This is a genomic window from Tenacibaculum litopenaei (assembly GCF_964514025.1).
Taxonomy (GTDB): domain Bacteria; phylum Bacteroidota; class Bacteroidia; order Flavobacteriales; family Flavobacteriaceae; genus Polaribacter; species Polaribacter litopenaei.
The window spans coordinates 1-18,331 of record NZ_CAZEQT010000005.1 but is presented as its reverse complement, the minus strand read 5'-3'; the positions used below and the strand labels follow the sequence as shown (position 1 = coordinate 18,331).

At 39.6% G+C, this 18,331-nt stretch carries 14 protein-coding genes and 1 riboswitch; of the genes, 6 read left to right on the top strand and 8 right to left on the bottom strand.

Annotation, left to right across the window (positions count from 1 at the left end; translation table 11 throughout):
- Positions 1–22: 22 nt before the first annotated feature.
- On the bottom strand, positions 23–1,978 hold the full coding sequence (locus ACKTS5_RS07325) for a TonB-dependent receptor plug domain-containing protein (RefSeq protein ID WP_408043209.1): 1,956 nt from the start codon (positions 1,976–1,978) through the stop codon (positions 23–25).
- Between the two features lie 81 nt (positions 1,979–2,059).
- Positions 2,060–2,256: riboswitch (cobalamin riboswitch) on the bottom strand.
- A 157-nt stretch (positions 2,257–2,413) separates the two neighbouring features.
- On the opposite strand from ACKTS5_RS07325, the gene ACKTS5_RS07320 reads away from it, so the two are divergent.
- From ACKTS5_RS07320 to chrA, 6 genes are read left to right on the top strand one after another with little or no spacing between them, the layout of a single operon-like run.
- On the top strand, positions 2,414–2,917 hold the full coding sequence (locus ACKTS5_RS07320) for a bifunctional adenosylcobinamide kinase/adenosylcobinamide-phosphate guanylyltransferase (RefSeq protein ID WP_408043208.1): 504 nt from the start codon (positions 2,414–2,416) through the stop codon (positions 2,915–2,917).
- A 5-nt stretch (positions 2,918–2,922) separates the two neighbouring features.
- Entirely contained in the window at positions 2,923–3,972 is a 1,050-nt protein-coding gene (cobT, locus tag ACKTS5_RS07315; RefSeq protein ID WP_408043207.1) for a nicotinate-nucleotide--dimethylbenzimidazole phosphoribosyltransferase, read from the top strand.
- 4 nt (positions 3,973–3,976) lie between these two features.
- Positions 3,977–4,744, top strand: coding sequence for an adenosylcobinamide-GDP ribazoletransferase (locus ACKTS5_RS07310; protein ID WP_408043206.1), 768 nt, complete (start codon positions 3,977–3,979; stop codon positions 4,742–4,744).
- On the top strand, positions 4,729–5,256 hold the full coding sequence (cobC, locus tag ACKTS5_RS07305; RefSeq protein WP_408043205.1) for an alpha-ribazole phosphatase: 528 nt from the start codon (positions 4,729–4,731) through the stop codon (positions 5,254–5,256). Before ACKTS5_RS07310 ends, cobC begins: the two co-directional genes overlap by 16 nt.
- Position 5,257: 1 nt before the next feature.
- On the top strand, positions 5,258–6,373 hold the full coding sequence (locus ACKTS5_RS07300) for an ABC transporter substrate-binding protein (protein ID WP_408043204.1): 1,116 nt from the start codon (positions 5,258–5,260) through the stop codon (positions 6,371–6,373).
- 2 nt (positions 6,374–6,375) lie between these two features.
- Positions 6,376–7,512, top strand: coding sequence for a chromate efflux transporter (chrA, locus tag ACKTS5_RS07295; RefSeq protein WP_408043203.1), 1,137 nt, complete (start codon positions 6,376–6,378; stop codon positions 7,510–7,512).
- A 131-nt stretch (positions 7,513–7,643) separates the two neighbouring features.
- Here the strand turns inward: chrA and ACKTS5_RS07290 are convergent, their stop codons facing one another.
- The 7 genes from ACKTS5_RS07290 to ACKTS5_RS07260 form a co-directional block, all read right to left on the bottom strand.
- A complete protein-coding gene (locus tag ACKTS5_RS07290) occupies positions 7,644–8,597 on the bottom strand; it encodes an acetyl-CoA carboxylase carboxyltransferase subunit alpha (protein ID WP_408043202.1) in 954 nt (317 codons plus the stop codon).
- Positions 8,598–8,690: 93 nt separating this feature from the next.
- Entirely contained in the window at positions 8,691–9,596 is a 906-nt protein-coding gene (locus ACKTS5_RS07285; protein ID WP_408043201.1) for a DMT family transporter, read from the bottom strand.
- The gene (locus ACKTS5_RS07280; protein WP_408043200.1) at positions 9,583–10,668 is read right to left on the bottom strand and encodes an LptF/LptG family permease; all 1,086 of its coding nucleotides are present in this window, start codon (positions 10,666–10,668) and stop codon (positions 9,583–9,585) included. The genes ACKTS5_RS07285 and ACKTS5_RS07280 overlap by 14 nt, the downstream gene beginning before the upstream one ends.
- A 1-nt stretch (position 10,669) precedes the next feature.
- Positions 10,670–11,800 (bottom strand): tRNA guanosine(34) transglycosylase Tgt, encoded by a 1,131-nt coding sequence (tgt, locus tag ACKTS5_RS07275; protein WP_408043199.1) that lies wholly within the window; start codon positions 11,798–11,800, stop codon positions 10,670–10,672.
- Between the two features lie 91 nt (positions 11,801–11,891).
- A complete protein-coding gene (gene rluF, locus ACKTS5_RS07270) occupies positions 11,892–12,785 on the bottom strand; it encodes a 23S rRNA pseudouridine(2604) synthase RluF (RefSeq protein ID WP_408043198.1) in 894 nt (297 codons plus the stop codon).
- Between the two features lie 77 nt (positions 12,786–12,862).
- Positions 12,863–13,810, bottom strand: coding sequence for a PorP/SprF family type IX secretion system membrane protein (locus ACKTS5_RS07265; RefSeq protein ID WP_408043197.1), 948 nt, complete (start codon positions 13,808–13,810; stop codon positions 12,863–12,865).
- Between the two features lie 3 nt (positions 13,811–13,813).
- Positions 13,814–18,331 (bottom strand): T9SS type B sorting domain-containing protein (locus tag ACKTS5_RS07260; protein WP_408043196.1); only part of this gene is annotated, 4,518 nt, incomplete at its 5' end.

Sequence of the window (18,331 nt, the reverse complement as noted above, 5' to 3'; positions counted from 1 at the left end):
TTTTTGGAAACAAACAATTCGTTTAAAAGTTTAAACGAACTCCTAATTTTACATTTCTTCCTAAGGTTGAAAACCCTAAGGTTTCTTCAAAATCAGTATTGAAGATATTCGATACCGTTCCGAAGAAGGTAACTTTTTTGTTTAACAATGAATAATTCGCTGTAAAGTCAAGTAAATTATAACTGTCAATGGTTACCGTTTCACCACGTGGTCCAAAAGATCCGTACTTATCAAATACTGTACGATCACCAATGTGCTTATACACAAAGGCAAAAGCTGCATTTTTAATAGGCGTTAACTCAACTCCTGCCACAACTTTGTGTTTCGGAATATAATTGTTAGCTCCTTCATTATCATCTTTATTCGTATAGGTATAATTTGCCGTCAATTTAACATACTCGAGAGGTTTCGCCTCTGAAAGTACTTCTACCCCATTGGTTTTTACAGTTCCATTAGAGTTTGCATACACTCCCCAAGGAGCAGCTGACAAACTTTGGAATACTATCGCATCGTTCACCTTACGGTTAAAGAATACGGCATTCAACTTGTAATTTTTATAATAAGACTCAAATCCAGCTTCAAAAGTAGCACTGGTTTCCGGGTTTAAAGTAAGTGCTCCGTATTGTGAAAATAACTGGTAAGTACTCGGTGCAATAAAGGCCGTTCCGTACGACGCTAACAACTTCACTCCGTAATCATTAGTATTCATTACATTGTATGATACGTTTCCGTCATAAACAAAATGATTCCCGTAATTACTGTGAATATTAAGACGTCCTCCTGCGTTCACATTCAATCCAAAATCACTGATATAAACCATAGATACGTACGGATCTGAAGTAGTAAAGTTTGCTACGTCCTTATTAATTTGGGCAAAAGGCGTATTGGTTTCGTTCTTGTGCTCTTGGAAATTGAAACCAGTAATCACTTGGAATTTGTTATCCATAAAAGCATATTTGTTTACCACGTCAATGTTTACCGCAGTTCCTTCATACATACTTTCGTTAATCGATTTAGAAAAGCTACTGTACTGCTTTAAATCACGTGTTATTTTATTAAAAGACGCCAACACGTACACTTCTCCATTTTCATAACTAAACTTCGGTTTTACACCGTAGCGAACTTGAGAAAATGCCCAAGTATTTCTCGCTTCATCTCTGTAGGCACCTGCATCAAATTCCGAATCAAACTCATCGTAGTTAAGAAATAATCCTAAATCGAGATTCTCCGTAAAATCATAGCCTAATTTTACCAAGGCATTTTTGCTGTAAAAAGAATCATCTTCAAAAACTTGATCCGTTTTGCTCTTAGCAGCTGACAATCCTTCAACTCCAGTTAAATCAAAATAGGCCAAGTACTTCAAATTCCCAAGCGTTCCGTTGATACTAACGTTTTGATTTTTATTATTTGGACGGGCACTAAACGACTTGCTATCGTTGTACGTACCGATACTCGCTTCATAGGTAGCGCGGATCGCTTGTTTTGACGATTTCTTTAATATGATATTAATTACCCCTGTTGCAGCTCCTGTTCCATACAAAGTAGAAGCAGCTCCTTTTAAAACTTCAATTTTTTCAATCTGGTTTAACGACAACAGACGCAAATCATAGCTCTGATTGATCCCCGATGCATCAGATACCGGAATACCGTCTATCAACACCAACACCTGTCTACTTCTTCCTCCACGGATATAAGTTCCTATTTGACGTCCTCTATTCGAGTTTGCACCATTAATTTCAATTCCTGGTAAATTGTTTAATAACTGAACTACTGTGTTTCCAGCGTTTTGTTGAATTTCCTTTTGAGAGATGGTATAGATCACCTTACCCGTGTGCTCTTTTTTCAAATCAAACTTGGTTGCCGTTACCACAACTTCGTCCAACTCTTCATTTTTCGTTTGCTCATTTTCCTGAGCGTACAAACTTCCCCCTACCATTGATAGTGCCAAGGCACCAACAAAAAATAATTGTTTTCTCATTAGTAAATGTTACTTTAATTTTTAAATATTCAGGAAAAAAATCAGCGCAGTAAACCGCCCCCAAACTTTTATCCCGAAAGTTCGAATTCTTGAAAATTGGCAGGTCTCCTGGCTTGCGTCTTATTATCTACCTTCCCATAAATACAGTGGTAATCTTGAATGATAATAAGCGGTTTAGCTTACAGTTGCGGGAACAGCTTCGGATTTACACCGAATTCCCTTTTAATTTTCCTCGCCCGTTGGGCAACAAAGGAAAAACCAAAATTCGGGGCAAATGTATAGCATTCTTTTAATTACTGAATCATATATTACCGTTTTTTTATCAATATTTTAATTTTTCATTTCTTTTCGTGCTACTTTCTAACGAATTCGTGATAAAAAGTCTTTTTTGCTATCAAAATCTTTCTAATCTTTGTATTTCAAAATTTATCTTCTATGATTTACTACATCTCTGGAGGAGAACGTTCCGGAAAAAGCTCTTACGCAGAGCGACTTGCAGAGTCCTTGTCATCAGCACCAATTTACTTAGCCACCTCTCGTATTTGGGATGCTAATTTTAAAAAGCGCGTACAACGACATATCGATGATCGCGGAGAGCAGTGGAGCACCGTTGAAGAAGAAAAAAAACTCAGTACAGTCATCGCTGCAGGACAAACCGTGGTAATTGACTGTGTAACGCTTTGGCTCACGAATTACTTTACAGATACAGAAAGTGACGTACAGAAGAGCTTACAACTCGCTAAAGAAGAATTCGGCAAACTGCAGCAAATCGACGGTAATATCATTATCATTTCTAATGAAATTGGCATGGGACTGCACGCAACGAGTTCTATTGGAAGAAAGTTTGTAGAACTTCAAGGCTGGATGAATCAATATATTGCACAACGTGCAGACAAAGCGACCTTTATGGTTTCTGGACTCCCTTTACACTTAAAATAAACAACATGTTTACGATAGCACCATTACCGACAACCTTAATACCTGAACTTCAACAGGCCATCGACACCAAAACAAAACCTTTAGGAGCCCTTGGCACTCTCGAAAAAATAGCCTTGCAAATAGGCCAAATACAAGAAACTTGTACTCCTGAAATAGTTGCCCCTACCATCGTTGTTTTTGCGGGTGACCACGGAATCGCAACTACCAATAAAGTAAGCCCATACCCACAGGAAGTTACCCAACAAATGGTGCTTAACTTTTTACACGGTGGGGCAGCAATCAATGTTTTTTGCCAACAAAACCAGTTGGATTTGCGCATCGTTGATGCTGGCGTAAATGCCGATTTTGAGGCACAGGCAAACCTTATACAGGCCAAAATTGCGAAAGGTACTCGCGATTATAGCCAAGGCCCAGCCATGAGCATGGAACAATTAGAAAACGCCATGAATCAAGGAGCTGCCATCGTCGATACACTGTATCAGAACGGAACCAATGTCATTGGCTTTGGTGAAATGGGTATTAGCAATACATCCTCAGCTGCCTTGCTCATGAGCTACTTTACCAACACGCCCATAGCTGACTGTATCGGCAGAGGTACTGGACTCGATGATGAAGGACTTGCACTTAAAATAAAAACGCTGAGTGATATCTATGTTCTTCACCGTGAAAAGCTAGAATCTCCTTTGGGTGCTTTAGCTACTTTTGGAGGATTTGAAATTGCCATGATGAGCGGTGCTATGCTGAGAGCAGCCCACTTAAAAATGACCTTACTCATTGATGGCTTTATTGTTACCGCCGCCTTACTAGCTGCACATGCACTACAACCTAACATCACAGCCTATTGTATTTTTTCGCATACTTCAGGTGAACAAGGACACCTTAAAATGCTCAATTTCCTCGAAGCGACGCCCCTACTCAATTTGGGCTTGCGTTTAGGAGAAGGTACCGGCTGTGCCCTAGCCTTTCCTATTATTAAATCAAGTGTAGCATTTTTAAATGATATGGCAACTTTTAACAGTGCCCAAGTATCATCAGCCACCACAAAAAACGCCTAAACCCATGAAAAGACAAGTGCATTACTTTTTAACTGCCGTGCTGTTCTTTACGAGAATTCCCTGTCCTTCTTGGGTAGATCACTCACCTGATTATATCAACAAAAGCAGTCGTTACTTTTCTTTGGTCGGTATATTAATCGGTGCAATTTCCGGTCTATTGTATTGGTTGAGCACACAGGTCTTTGACAACGATATCTCGGTGCTTATAAGTATGATTAGTTCGGTCTGGATAACAGGGGCTTTTCACGAAGATGGATTTGCTGATGTTTGTGATGGATTTGGTGGAGGATGGACCAAAGCTAAAATACTTACCATTATGAAAGACTCGACCTTAGGAACCTTTGGTGTGTTAGGTTTACTCTTTATCATCGCGCTCAAGTTTTTGGCCTTGTATAAACTGAGTACCCTTTCAACTGTACTTCCTTTTATCCTTATTGCCGGACATAGCCTCAGTAGATTTGTAGCAACCTTATTGTTGTATACACATCCGTATGTACGCGATAACGACAGTTCTAAAATCAAGCCAACAACCAAACAAATGAGTACCAAAGCACTCATTATATCCGGATTTTTTGGCCTTGCACCTTTGCTGTTATTAGAAAACACCTTGGTTTACCTAAGCCTATTCCCCGTTCTTTTGTGCTATTTGTACTTGGGTAGGCTGTATACGAAATGGATTGGTGGACAAACAGGCGATTGTGCAGGTGCCCTACAGCAAGTTGCAGAAGTTGTATTTTATTTAAGTTTAGTTGCCTTATGGAAGTATATTTGATTCGTCATACCACCCCTGAAATTGCCAAAGGAATCTGTTATGGTCAGTATGATTTAGACCTAGCTAGGAGTTTTCCTTCTGAACTAAAGACCATTCAACAAGCGCTTCCAAAGCAAGTATTCAACTATCCCTGTTTTAGTAGTCCATTACAACGCTGTTCTCTTTTAGCTCAGCAGTTATTCAAAACCGTACGCTTTGATGAGCGATTGAAGGAATTGAATTTCGGACATTGGGAAATGCGTGCTTGGGACGATATTCCCAAAGCGGAGCTCGATCCTTGGATGCATGACTTTGTCAATACTCCAACTCCTCAAGGAGAATCGTATGTTGATCTCCACAAAAGAACTACTGAATTTCTAGAAGAACTCAGACAACAAAATCTCACGAATGCTGTGCTCGTTACCCACGGAGGAGTCATGCGAAGTATTTGGGCTCATGTCCACGATATCCCTCTCAATAAATCATTTGATCTTAAACTGTCTTATGGTTCCATTTTAAAACTACAACTATAACATGAAAAAATTATACGCTCTTTTCCTACTCTTGATACTGAGTTATAAATGTACTTCTCCAAGTAAAAAGACAACGCCTACAAAAGAAGTCACTACTAGTACCATTAAATACGCGAATGGTTTTGATATTCGCACAGAAAATGGCGAAAAAAAACTCATCGTTAAACGGGTTTTCCAGAAAGGAAACAAAACTACTACCTATACGCTTGGTGCTACTACCGATATTGAAGGCAATAGTCTTCAGGTTCCTGTTGAGAATATCGTGGTTACGAGTACCTCTCATATTCCTATGTTAGAGCTACTGCAGGCAGAAAAACGAATCGTTGGCTTTCCGAATACCCGTTATATTTCCTCTGAGAAAACAAGACAGCGCATAGCCGATGGACTCATTGTTGACTTAGGCTCTGAACGCAGCATGAATACCGAAAAATTACTGGAATTGAACCCTGCTCTGGTCGTCGGTTTTTCATTGCACCCTAACAACAAACTCTACGAAAACATTAAAAAAGCCGGCATTCCTGTGCTCTACAACGGAGAGTGGCTTGAGGAAACTCCTTTAGGACGTGCAGAATGGCTTAAATTCTTCGGAGTACTCTTAGGAAAGGAAAAGGAAGCTGACAGTATTTTTAATCATATAGAACAGGAATACTTGAACGCAAAAAAACTAGCTCAAAATGCGCAACACAAACCGACCGTGCTCTCAGGAAGCCTGTATAAAGACGTTTGGAATGTACCCGCCGGTAACAGTTATACCGCCCGCTTTTTTAAAGATGCCAACCTAGACTACTTTTGGAGTGACACCTCCGGAACAGGTAGCCTACAACTCGGGTTTGAAAGTGTACTCGAAAAAGGGCAACATGCCACCTACTGGATCAAATGCGGTTCATACGGTACCAAGGAACAAATGCTCACCGCGAATAAAAACTATGCAGAGTTTGATGCTTTTAAACAGAACAAACTGTATTCTATTGGAGTTCACAGAGGTCCTACTGGAGGTATTATCTATTACGAACAGTCTCCCGTTCGCCCTGATTTAGTATTAAAAGATTTGGTTAAAATTACACAGCCAGAGATACTTCCTGACTATGAATTGCACTTTTTTAGTCCTTTGCAATAACGATGGCTACAGTTGAAACTAACTCAAAAGGAAACCTCAGAGAAATTGCTGGTTTATTTTTTAAACTAGGCTGTATTGCCTTTGGTGGACCTGCAGCGCACATTGCCATGATGGAAGAAGAAGTTGTTCAAAAGCGAAAATGGATGACCGAACAGCACTTTTTAGATTTAATCGGTGCTACCAATTTAATTCCTGGTCCAAACTCGACAGAATTAACCATGCACTGTGGTCAAGAACGCGCTGGATGGAAAGGCTTGCTCGTAGCTGGGATCAGTTTTATCTTCCCTGCAGCCCTGGTTACCGCTCTATTTGCACACCTCTACCTAAGCTATGGAACACTCCCTGACGTTGCTCCGTTTATTTTTGGTATCAAACCCGCTGTGCTTGCCATTATTGCTAGTGCCGCTCACAAGCTCAGCAAAAAAGCCATTACATCGAACTTCTATGCAGTTGTAGGAGTTCTTGTTTTCTTATTAAGCCTTAAAGGTATCAATGAATTTACCTTACTCTTTGCAACGGCCATACTCGGTATTCTCTTAAGCTTAAGATCTGCTAAAAGTGTACCCTCAGTCACCATTGTTCCTTATTTTTTAGGGACTACAGGAATCAGTCATATGCCTCCTTTACAATTGTTTTTAAGTTTTTTAAAAATTGGAAGTATCTTATACGGAAGTGGATATGTATTATTCGCCTTTCTAGACACTGAACTCGTTCAAACTGGTTGGCTCACTAGGCAAGTATTGCTCGATGCTGTTGCAGTAGGACAACTAACACCAGGCCCTATACTTACGACAGCCACATTTATAGGCTGGCAACTACATGGATTTTACGGAGCTTTATTAGCCACTTTAGGCATCTTTCTGCCCTCTTTTGTATTTGTATTACTCCTCAACCCTATATTGCCTAAAATACGAGCATCCGCTAAAATTAGCCGTGTATTAGACTTGGTTAACGTAGCTGCCGTAGCTCTTATTTTTAGTGTATGTGCTCAAATGGGAACCGAAATTCTAATCGATTGGAAACCTTTAAGCATAGGCATCCTATCGTTTATCGCTGTGTTCTTTTATAAAAAACTGAGTAGTATCTATATCATCATCGGTGGTTCTATACTCGGGTATTTGTTGCATCTCATCGGATAAACCTTACCATACACCAATCGAGCATCATCGGGCTTCGGTGCTCGGCTAACCGAATACACGTATAAAACTAGATTCAAAACAAAAAACACACCCTAAGGTGTGTTTTATTATGTTCTTTATATCAGTGATTACTACTCTTTGTAAACACCCATATTTGCATACTTATCCATTCTTTTCGCTACTAAATCAGTATCGTTTAAGTCTTTCAACTCAGAAAAAGCACTCAAAATTTGATTTCTAACAGCTTCGAATGCACCCTCTCTGTCAGTATGTGCACCTCCTGCTGGTTCTTGGATAATTCCATCGATTAACTTCAAATTTTTCATATCCTCACCAGTCAACTTCAATGCCTCAGCAGCTTGTTCTTTGAACTCCCAGCTTCTCCATAAAATTGACGAACAAGATTCTGGTGAAATTACCGTATACCAGGTATTCTCCATCATATAAACACGGTCACCTACACCAATTCCTAAGGCACCTCCTGAGGCTCCTTCACCAATAACGATAGAAATGATTGGAGTTTTTAAGCGTGTCATTTCAAAAATGTTACGAGCAATAGCTTCTCCTTGTCCTCTTTCTTCAGCCTCCAAACCAGGATAAGCTCCAGGAGTATCCAAGAAAGTTACTACAGGAATACCAAATTTCTCAGCCATACGCATTAAACGCAACGCTTTACGGTACCCTTCTGGGTTTGCCATACCGAAGTTACGGTATTGACGGGTTTTGGTATTGTAGCCTTTTTGTTGCCCGATAAACATAAAAGATTGATCTCCAATTTTTCCAAGACCACCGATCATGGCTTTGTCATCTTTTACGCTTCTATCACCATGTAGTTCCATAAAAGTATCGCCACACAATGCCTTGATATAATCTAAAGTATAAGGTCTATTCGGGTGACGAGACAACTGAACACGTTGCCATGGTGTTAAATTTTTATATATATCTTTTCTAGCTTTCTCTAATTTTTTTTCGATTTTTTTACATGTTTCTGTCACGTCAACATCGCTCTCCTTTCCTATGTCATAACATTTTGCCAATTGTTCCTCTAATTCCTTAATCGGCATTTCAAAATCTAAATATTCCATAGTATACAGTTTGATTTTCTACTTAATTAATAAGTTGTTTGTAAAAGCAAACATACTAAAAATTTGTACAGCTCAAATACAACACCTTATTTTTTACTCGTTTTTTAGTTTAATTTTTAACTTAGAATTTAACTTATTTTTTATCAGACCATTAACCAACACAACTCCAAGTACGATTACTGCCCCTAGGTAAAACTCGGGTTTCATTTCCTCCGATTCACCAAAAATTAGCAGGGCTAAAACGATCGCATATATGGGTTCCAGATTAATTGTCAACATGACCGTATAAGGGGTCAAGTATTTCATAACTTTTACAGAAGCGATAAATGCATAGGCAGTACATACACTACTCAATACGAAGAGATATACCCAATCCATTGTTGAAATTGCGAAAAAAGAACTCGTAAAGGTTGCTTGACTCGCCAAATAACAACTCACTCCCACCACCCCAAAGAGCAGCTGGTAAAACGAGATTGTTGTGGCATCGTACTTTTTTACATACAGGCCATTCAATACTGAGAACAACGCCGATAAAAAAGACGATAATAAGGCATACAAAATACCTAAAGTGTATTGGCTCTCAAAATTAAAAATGATATACAACCCAACTACCACCAAAAAGCCCATTAAAAATTCTACGGGATTCATTTTCCTTTTAAAAAAGATGGGTTCTAAAAAAGCGGTAAAAAAAGCTCCTGTACTCATAGTTACCAAGGCTACTGAAACATTAGAAACTTTTATAGCCTTAAAAAAAGTAATCCAGTGTACCGCAATAATGATTCCTGAAAATACAAACTTTAGGACAGCCTTCTTTTCCAAACGGAACTTAGCGGGTGTACGCAACAAATAAAAAGCGATAAAGATCACAGCCAATAACATTCGGTACCAAACCAAGGAAACCGCCTCTATTTGAATTAATTTACCGAGTATTGCAGTAAAACCCCAAATAAAAACTATGAAGTGGAGCTGCAAATAATTTTTCAACTTACTTCCTGGCATTTAGGTAAAGATATATAGAATACAAGCCAAAGAAGATGTTTGGCATCCATACGTTCAACCACGGATTTGCTCCGGGAACAGCTCCTAAGACCTCTCCTATCTTCATAAAGAAGACGTATATAAACATCGCTGCCAAGCCCAAGGCCAGGTTTACCCCTAGTCCTCCTCGCTTTTTTTTATGCGCCAAACCAATGGCTATCAAGGTTAAAATATAAGAAGCGATTGGTAAACTGGTACGCTTGTACAATTCAACGTAATATTGGTTAAGGTTTTTAATCCCTCGCTTTTTGGATATTTCAATGAATCGCATCAATTCGCCAGAGCGCATTTCCTGCGCTACAATCGACTTGTAATTTAAATCACTAGGATAAAAGGCAAAGATCGTATCCATGGTATTACCATAGCTAATGCTATCTCTATCTTTAAAAACCCAACGCTTTTTCCAGTTGTACAATTTATAAGTACTATCTGTATGATTCCAATTAATGTTATCAGCAATCAACTTGTACTTCAACTGTATACCGTTGTATATTTCCTTCGAAAAATTGTATCCAGAATTGCGATCTAAATTAAAGTTTTGGATGAATACAAACGTCGAATCATTTAATTGCAGACTAAAATCTCGAATCGTATTGTCTTCGTATTTTGTCGATGACAAATATTTCTTTTCAAAGGTCCTACGCGTTTTACTACTCGACGGAACAAAGAAATGATTCATCAACAAGGCCACCACGGTAACGATAGTAGCTCCAACAAAATAAGGGTATAAAAACCTAGTAAAGGACACTTGAGAGCTATTGATCGCAACTATTTCCGTGTTGTTCGCCAATTTAGACGTAAACAGGATCACCGCGATAAACAACGCCAACGGCATAAAAGTATTTGCATAGTAGATGATGAAGTTTTTATAATAATCGTCAACCACTTCCAGCAATGTAAGGTTTTCATGACGTAAAAACTTATCGATTTTTTCAGCAATATCAATCGCTACTGCAATAGGGATCAAGATAAGTAACGTAAATAAAAACGTTACTAAATACCGTTTTAATATGTACCAGTCTAGTATTTTCAAATTACAAACGTTTATTCATTTGCTTTACCATTTTATCTTTCCACTCCGCGAAATCACCTGCGATAATATGCTTACGAGCTTCGCGCGTCAACCAAAGGTAAAATCCTAGATTATGAATAGAAGCTATTTGTTTCCCCAACATTTCGCGCGCAGCAAACAAGTGGCGTAAATATGCCTTTGAATACATGGTATCTACATAAGTGATGCCCATTTCATCAATTGGTGAAAAATCATTTTCCCATTTCTTATTTTTGATATTGATGGTTCCGTGGGCGGTAAATAACATTCCATTTCTGGCATTTCTCGTCGGCATCACACAATCGAACATATCTACTCCTAGAGCGATATTCTCAAGTATATTAATCGGCGTTCCTACTCCCATCAAATAACGCGGCTTGTCTTCTGGTAAAATACTACATACCACATCGGTCATCGCGTACATTTCCTCTGCAGGTTCTCCTACTGACAATCCTCCAATGGCATTTCCTTCAGCTCCAACAGAAGCGATAAATTCAGCCGACTCTTTTCTCAAATCGGTGTAGGTACTTCCTTGTACAATAGGGAACAAGGTTTGGTTATAGCCGTATTTTGGCGGCACCTTTTCTAAGTGATTTATACAGCGCTTTAACCATCTATGCGTCATATGCATAGACTGCTTCGCATAGCGAAAATCACATGGGTACGGGGTACACTCATCAAAAGCCATGATAATATCAGCCCCGATAGAACGTTGGATTTCCATGACATTTTCAGGAGTAAAGAAGTGTAATGATCCATCAATATGACTCTTAAACTTCACTCCTTCTTCGTTAATTTTACGTCTTCCCGAAAGCGAATACACCTGGTATCCTCCACTGTCGGTAAGTATATTGCGATCCCAATTCATAAACTTGTGCAAACCTCCCGCTTGTTCAAGAATTTCCGTTTGAGGACGCAAATACAAATGGTAGGTATTCCCTAAAATGATATCGGGGTTAATTTCATCTTTTAATTCAGACTGATGTACGCCTTTTACCGTCCCAACGGTTCCCACAGGCATAAAAATTGGAGTTTCAATTGTTCCGTGATCAGTAGTAATAACTCCTGCTCGAGCTTTACTTTTAGGGTCTTTATTTTTTAAATCGAACTGCATAGTTGGCAAAGATACGGATGAATGGTTAATGTTAATAAGTAGAAAGTTAAAAGTTTCTTATAGTTTGTTCAGAAGTCGCTATTTGAGTTACTTAACGTCTTTTCCTTCCGAATTTATTTGAGAAATTCCCTGGCTTTTTGGAGTTATTTGCTCCTTTTCTTTTAGAACTATTCCCCCTCGTACCAGCATTTCGACTTGGTTTTCGTCGCGAGTTAGCACGTGACTTGGTTGGCGTATTCTTTTGCAGTGAAGCTTCTTCGGTTTTGACAGAAGACTTTACCATTCGGTTAATTTCTTCCATTTCTTTCGCAGTGAGTTCACGCCACTCTCCCACCTTTAAGGTATTCAAGTGTACATTCATGATTCGCACGCGCTTTAATCGAGTTACTTCGTACCCCAGGTATTCACACATTCGTCGAATTTGGCGATTTAATCCCTGGATCAAGACTATTTTAAAAGTAGTATCGTTGATTTGTTCCACTTTACATTTCTTGGTCATCGTTCCGAGAATAGGTATTCCATTTCCCATTTTTCGAACAAACTCTTGTGTAATTTTTTTATCGACACTTACGATGTACTCTTTTTCATGATTATTACCAGCTCTGAGTATTTTGTTTACAATATCCCCATCGTTCGTAAGAAATATTAAACCTTCAGAAGGCTTGTCTAAGCGACCTATAGGGAACAACCGTTCCGGATGTCCTACAAATTTTACGATGTTCTTACGTTCTTTACTGTCTGTAGTACACACGATGCCTACGGGCTTATTTAAGGCGATATAAAGCGTTTTTGGCTTTGCTTGTAAAGCTTTCCCATCAACCGTTACTACATCTCCTTCAAACACTCTATTTCCAAGCACAGCTACCGCATTATTGATACGGACTCTACCTTCTACTATTAGTTTTTCAGCGTCTCTACGCGAACACACACCAGTGCTACTGATAAACTTGTTAATATTTGTAGACGCTTCATTCAAATTTTCCATGACCACAAAGAAAAAGAAAAATCCCCAAGCAAGCGAAAGCTTTCCTGAGGATTTCAAATTATTGAGCTATATTTTTCTTAAAATATCATCATTTTTTGGGTACAACGCGCTAAACTAGGTCTACGCTCGTAATCAAACCCAATGGTAATCATATGCGTTCCGTAGTTAAAATCTTGCGTTTTATTCATATTAATACTAAATCCGTACGAAGCGTAAAAATTACTTTTCTTTAACCCGAACAATGGCGCTATAGCATTTGGCTGAAAGAACTGATCGTTCAAGAAGGTATAACTTACCCCTGCCCAAACATAACCATCGCGAATTCCTTTACGAGCCTTTACATTGACATCCGTTCTAGAACGTTGATCAAACTCTCGGTATTCCATCAAAATCGAAGGCTCTATTTCGAAATTTCTACTCAAACGCGCAAATACATAAGACGAATACAACAAGTACTTACGAAGTACCTTAGGCTCGTTAGAAGCAAAGTCTCGAATCTTCTTATCTAATAAATTAGTCACGTTGGCACTGATACTAAAACGCTCGTATCGGTATAACATACCCACATCGAAATTCGAATTTCCAAACGATCTGTTAGGCACACTCGATCCGATATTGTTTTGAGAAGTATCAATTCCAAATTGAATATAACTATACGTCAAGGCAAACGATAAAAAGCTATCGTGAAAATCACTCAACGTTAAGTGACTCGCCAAAGATAATTTTGCTCCTTGCTGAGAGGTAAAACCGTTTTTGTCGTTAAAAACGGTAATTCCACCACCAAATCTATCTGCCAAACGCGCTTCTACGGTTAGCGACTGTGTGTCTGGTGCTCCTTTTACACCAATCCATTGGCTAACCCCGTTGAGGCGAATTTGCAACCCCGATCCAATACCAGCATACGCTGGTGAAATTAGAAAGGGATTATCCGCTAAATGACTTACGTAGGTAGGAAGTTCTACTTCTTGGGTATATGCCTTTACACTAGACAATAAAATCCCTAATACTATTATTATTTTTTTCATTTTTTATCTGTATAAAGTAAAGTGACCCATTATTTTTCTTTCCTGTCCTGATAACTCTTTAAAGTAAATAGTATACCAGTAATCACCTGAAGGTAAGTCTCTACCTTCGTACTTACCGTCCCAACCTTGTTGAGAACCAGTAAATACCTTTATTTGACGTGCATATCGATCATAGATGAATACGCGTACTTCATGATAATCTTCTACTTGAGTTGGGTACCAGTAATCGTCTTGTCCATCGCCATCAGGCGTAAATAAGTTCGGTACTTCAATAGTGATGTAAACTCCTTCCACGATCATTTCAACAATACATCCTCTACTATCTCTCACGCGTATTCTGTAATCACGTGTTTCAAGTATGGTCATTTCGTTGTCCGATGAAAAGTCTCCATCATCGAAGCTATACTCATACGGAGGTAATCCGAAGTTACCAGAGGCAATGAGTTTATTTTTCTGTGAATCATCTACAGCCATTGCTAAGGCAGTAATATCACGTACTTCTGGAATGGTTACACTTACCGGACACGAACTCACTACGTGTTCAACGCTCACCGTATAATTAGCACTTGGAGCCACGTTGGTAAAGATTCCTGTATCATTTGATGCGACTATCGATCCGTTGTCTAATAACGAATACACCACTACTGATTTGTATTCATCCTGAACTCCGGCATTAATTACATTTCCTGTCGGACAAGTATAGGTCAATCCTGCTTGTAATTGTAGGGCGATTGGTTTTACAGTCTCAATTACCGTTGGGATAAACACTGGTGAACATCCACCGCTTACACTGCGTACTCCAATACCGTACTTCTTATTCGCTTCAATACCTTCTGCTGCACCAAGAACTACAGTTCCGGCATTATAAGTACCTGGTAAATCAATTCCGTTTAGGCTAATGATGTACGTTGTAGGTCCTCCAGCTGGTAAGATTCCTCCTCCAATAGTAATCGAAATCGTCGGTGTCGGATCAGCACTACAAACTTGTTGTGTTACATTCACTAGGGCTGCAGTAACCGCTGATGGCTGTGCAATTTGAACCGTAATGGTATCGTAACATCCTACCTGATCTTTTACAGTAATCGTATAGGTACCTGGCGCCAAATTGTCAAATACATTATTAGACACAAATTTACTTGGAGCAAAACCAGGACTAATGTTGTATTGGTAACCACCATTACCTCCTCGTGAATTAATAGTAATTCTACCATCGTTTCCTCCGTTACAACTTACTTGTTTCACGTCAGAAGCAATTCGCAAGGCATCAGGTTCCGTAATTTCATGAACGCTCGTATCTATCTGACAAATATCTCCTCCTGCATTAGAACTATACACTCTAATCTTGTATCTACCTGCTGATAACTGATCGAAACGACTCGTAGTTTGTAATGGACGAACTACATTATTGGCATCATCCAATAATTCGTATCGATAGTTTCCTAATCCTCCCACAACAGTAGCAGATAATACCCCGTTGTTTTCTCCATTACAGGTAATAACTCCGGCATTCACTACTAATCTCGAACGAATTTCTTCGTAAGGATCTACGGTTACTAAACTTACAGGATCAGAAATACATCCGTTAGCATCTCTTACATAGAATTGGTGTTTACCAGCATCTACGTTAAATACATTGCTCGCAACGAAGTTCGTTCCGTCCATACTGTACATATAGGCTCCAGTTCCTCCTGTTCCTGATACTTGCACTGACGATTGCGATCTCGTACACGTAATAGGCGCTACGATTGTAGCCTGAGCAACTACTCTAGTCGGATCAGTAATAGTTACTGGGATTGGAGCACTTTGACACGAATAATCATCGTATACTCTAATCTCATAATTACCGGCTTTTAAGTTCGTAAACACGTTTCCAGTCTGAATCGCTGAAATTGTACCATTTGGATACGTTAAGCTGTATCGGTACACGGCTGGAGTTCCTTGACCACCTGTAGGGTTGGTTACTGTTATACTCGCAGCTGCATCAGCGTAACACGCGTTATTAGCTACAGTAAACGTAGCTGTAATCGCCGTAGGATCTGTTAATTCAAAACTTACTGTTGTTGTACATCCATTAAGGTCTCTTACCGTTGCTTCGTATCTACCCGCAACTAAACCGTCAATCACATTCTTGTTCGCATAAGCCTGAACCGTCGTGCTGGTTGTCGTATTCACCAATTGGTACTGGTACGATCCCCATCCTCCTGCTGCAGTTAATTGAACTTCTCCTGAGTCAGGACGCACACAACTAATTAACGATGGATTCGCTGTAAGTGTCAAGGCCGCTGCAGGTGCTTCAATGGTAATGTTACCTGAACGAACTGGACAGAATGGCGATGCTACCATTGTCAATTGTACATAGTACGTACCCGCTGGTAAGGTTGAAACAGTTGTTGTACCATTTACATTATTACCTGTGATACCCGTCGTGGTTCCACTTGACTGGAATACCTCGTAGTTATAGTTTCCTGTATATGCAGGAGCTGCACTAAATCCGAATGAAATTGCTCCGGTTGCAGTTCCTAAACACGCTACATTGCTTACTTTATTAATATCTACCGTGTGGCTTGGTGGTGTACTTACACTGTGTGAAGTTGTCAATACACATCCCGTACCTGTATTAGTTACAGCGATATTATAAATATCCGTAGCTAAATTGGTAAATACTCCGGTGCTATTTGTTGCTGTAAATCCAGTATTTGCACCAGTAATAGTATAGCTAATATTCGCTGCAGGAATTGGATTACTCGACGTAAAGGTCACAGTAATATTTTCACCAGTAGCACAGTCAATTGCTTTATCAACCGCTACAGGAGCTGTTAATAATTTAGCAAACGGTGCAATGGTTGCCGTAGTACTACCCACACATCCTCTATCATCATATACATTAATTTGGTAGGTACTACCTGCTTCATCCGTAGTTGAATATGTAAAGTTATTACTGTCTTGAACTACAAAGTCATCAGCCGTATCAGGAGTTCCTTTCGTATCGATAAACTCAACTCTAACATAGGTTCCACTACCTCCAGTAATCACTGTTGCTCCAGTATTTGGAATTGTGATTGTTGCTGGGTTTGTCGTATTCGCAGTGGTACAACCAAATTGGTTGACAACTGGTGTTGGTACCGCAATGGCAGCAAATTCTGTAATGACAATGTTGTTCACTGTCGTTGTACATGAGTTTGCTCCTGTCGCTGTAATGCTATACGTATTTGGAGGTAAGTTCTCGAAGCTGCTAGTTGCAGTATTGAACGTACCCGCCGCTGGTGTAATAGCATAAGTTAAAGGTTCTGCTCCGTTAGCAACTGCAGTAACACGGATGCTTCCTGAATTACTTCCGTTACAAACGCTATTGGTTACCACATGTGTAAAGCTAGGGTTGATACTCGGTGCAATATTAATTGTCTTCGTTTCAGAACAGTTAGGAGTTACTCCGACATCAAACACACGAACGGTATAGGTGTCAGCAGTAGCTGCACTAAAGGTAACTGTAGTACCAGCAATAGCAACTCTTGTTACAACATTTACACCCGCACTGTTCAACACTTCGTATTCGTAGTTTCCTGACCCCGAACTAACCGCTACCTGAACCGTTGCTGCCGGACTTGCCGTACAGTCAATTTTCTTGGTCTCAGTTACCGTAAATTCTAGTTCTGGTAACAATACGATGTTTTGTGCTGCTGCAGTACATCCTTTACTATCTCTTACTTCAACGGCGTAATTTCCTGCACCAAGGTTGGTAAATACATTAGATGCTTGAGATCTAATGACTGTACCTCCACGTGATAAAATATAGGTATACGCTGGGCTACCTCCTGCTGCCGTTACCGTAATACTACCTCCTGAGGTAGCCGTACATGCATTGTCGTCTTTTACCATGGTAAAGGTTACTGGCGTCGGATTGTTAACTACTGCGTTGTTAGTAACGATACATCCATTCGCATCACGTACACGTACTACGTAGGTATTTGCACTCAATCCGTTAAAGATGTTCGTCGCTGTATACGCTGTTAATACAGTTCCACCAGTACTCTCTAATTGGTATTGATAACTTCCCCAACCACCTGTGGCATTCACAGTGATAGATCCGTTATTTCCTCCTGTACAATCAATCTCTCCAATAGTCGAAGTAAAGGTCAAGGCTGCTGCAGGAGCTTCGATGGTAATATTACTAGACTGTACTGGACAGAATGGTGATGCTACCATAGTTAAACGTGCGTAGTATGTTCCGGCTGCTAAATTAGAAACCGTAGTTACTCCAGTTACGTTATTTCCGGTAATTCCAGTGGTCGTTCCGCTTGATTGGAATACTTCGTAGTTGTAGTTTCCTGTATACGGTGTACTTGCACTGAATCCGAATGATATTGATCCTGTTGTTGAACCTAAACACGTTACATTACTCAAACGGTTGATGTCTACTACAAAACTAGGAGCTGCTTTAACTTCATGTGCTGTCGTTAACACACAACCTGTTCCTGCATTTCTTACCGTTATTGTATAATTATCTGTTGCTAAGTTTGTAAA

What these genes read in the sequence shown, in the direction of transcription:
- ACKTS5_RS07325 (WP_408043209.1), bottom strand. Translation starts at nt 1,978, where the DNA reads ATGAGAAAACAATTATTTTTTGTTGGTGCCTTGGCACTATCAATGGTA.
- ACKTS5_RS07320 (WP_408043208.1), top strand. Translation starts at nt 2,414, where the DNA reads ATGATTTACTACATCTCTGGAGGAGAACGTTCCGGAAAAAGCTCTTAC.
- cobT (WP_408043207.1), top strand. Translation starts at nt 2,923, where the DNA reads ATGTTTACGATAGCACCATTACCGACAACCTTAATACCTGAACTTCAA.
- ACKTS5_RS07310 (WP_408043206.1), top strand. Translation starts at nt 3,977, where the DNA reads ATGAAAAGACAAGTGCATTACTTTTTAACTGCCGTGCTGTTCTTTACG.
- cobC (WP_408043205.1), top strand. Translation starts at nt 4,729, where the DNA reads ATGGAAGTATATTTGATTCGTCATACCACCCCTGAAATTGCCAAAGGA.
- ACKTS5_RS07300 (WP_408043204.1), top strand. Translation starts at nt 5,258, where the DNA reads ATGAAAAAATTATACGCTCTTTTCCTACTCTTGATACTGAGTTATAAA.
- chrA (WP_408043203.1), top strand. Translation starts at nt 6,376, where the DNA reads ATGGCTACAGTTGAAACTAACTCAAAAGGAAACCTCAGAGAAATTGCT.
- ACKTS5_RS07290 (WP_408043202.1), bottom strand. Translation starts at nt 8,597, where the DNA reads ATGGAATATTTAGATTTTGAAATGCCGATTAAGGAATTAGAGGAACAA.
- ACKTS5_RS07285 (WP_408043201.1), bottom strand. Translation starts at nt 9,596, where the DNA reads ATGCCAGGAAGTAAGTTGAAAAATTATTTGCAGCTCCACTTCATAGTT.
- tgt (WP_408043199.1), bottom strand. Translation starts at nt 11,800, where the DNA reads ATGCAGTTCGATTTAAAAAATAAAGACCCTAAAAGTAAAGCTCGAGCA.
- rluF (WP_408043198.1), bottom strand. Translation starts at nt 12,785, where the DNA reads ATGGAAAATTTGAATGAAGCGTCTACAAATATTAACAAGTTTATCAGT.
- ACKTS5_RS07265 (WP_408043197.1), bottom strand. Translation starts at nt 13,810, where the DNA reads ATGAAAAAAATAATAATAGTATTAGGGATTTTATTGTCTAGTGTAAAG.